This window comes from Rhodococcus sp. NPDC003348 (assembly GCF_053589375.1).
Genome location: NZ_JBSFRT010000018.1, coordinates 1 through 1,055, shown reverse-complemented (window position 1 = coordinate 1,055; position 1,055 = coordinate 1). Strand labels below are relative to the sequence as shown.

The 1,055-nt window shown below is 66.5% G+C and carries 2 protein-coding genes; one reads left to right on the top strand and one right to left on the bottom strand.

Annotated features, from left to right (window positions below; translation table 11 throughout):
• Positions 1–96: 96 nt before the first annotated feature.
• Complete coding sequence (locus ACWDU4_RS13970) at positions 97–333, top strand: MbtH family protein (protein ID WP_450114506.1); 237 nt, start codon at positions 97–99, stop codon at positions 331–333.
• Positions 334–407: 74 nt separating this feature from the next.
• On the opposite strand, the gene ACWDU4_RS13965 is transcribed toward ACWDU4_RS13970, so the two are convergent.
• Positions 408–1,055, bottom strand: a 648-nt coding sequence (locus ACWDU4_RS13965; RefSeq protein ID WP_450114505.1) for an asparagine synthase-related protein, incomplete at its 5' end; no start/stop codon positions are given.

Genomic DNA, 1,055 nt, shown 5'->3' with positions numbered 1-1,055 from the left:
GGCCCGGCGCAGTAGCGGATCGTGAAGTGACGAGGGCGAAGACCGTGACAGTGCCGGCACGACAGTCGGTACGGTGAAACGAAAGGCAGTACCGCAGTGAGCAATCCGTTCGACGATGAGGCTGGAACGTTCTACGTGCTGGTGAACGAGGAGGGGCAGCATTCGCTGTGGCCCGCGTTCGCCGACGTGCCGGCGGGGTGGTCGACCGTGCACGGTGAGGCGTCACGCCAGTCGTGTGTCGAGTATGTCGAGGCCAACTGGACGGACATGCGTCCGAAGAGCCTGATCGCCGCGATGGCGGCCGATGCCGACAAGGTGGCCCTCGGCGGCTGACCGCGGAGAACGGGAAGGGGCTCCAGCCATTCGGCTGGAGCCCCTTCCCGTTCTCGCTGACGGTCCCCGGGTGGTCAGGCGAGGGCCTGATCGTGCACGCCGCGGACGGCGCGTCCGGATGGGTCGGCCATTGCTGCGAACTCGGGGTCCCATTCGAGTGCTGCGGGGGTGGAGCAGGCGATGGACTTGCCGCCGGGGACGGTGGCGGCGGGTGCGGCACCGGCGTAATGGCGTTCGAAGATGGTGCGGTAGAGGAACGCTTCCTTGGAGGCGGGGGTGTTGTGGGGGAAGCGTTCGGAGGCCGTGGCGAAATCCTCGTCGGTCACCATGATCTCGGCGTGGTCCTTGAGGCCGTCGATCCAGCCGTATCCGACGCCGTCGCTGAACTGTTCCTTCTGTCGCCAGAGGATCTCGTCGGGCAGGGCGCCGACGAAGGCCTCGCGCATCAGGTGCTTCTCGATGCGACCGCCGCCGGCCATCTTGTGTCGTGCGTCCACGCTCATTGCGGTGTCGAGGAAGTCGAGGTCGAGAAACGGAACGCGAGCCTCGACGCCCCAGGCCATCATCGACTTGTTGGCGCGCAGGCAGTCGTAGTAGTGGAGGGCGTCGATCTTGCGAACCGTCTCCTCGTGGAACGCCTCGGCCGACGGCGCCTTGTGGAAGTACAGGTAGCCGCCGAAGATCTCGTCGGCGCCCTCGCCGGAGAGGACCATCTTCACGCC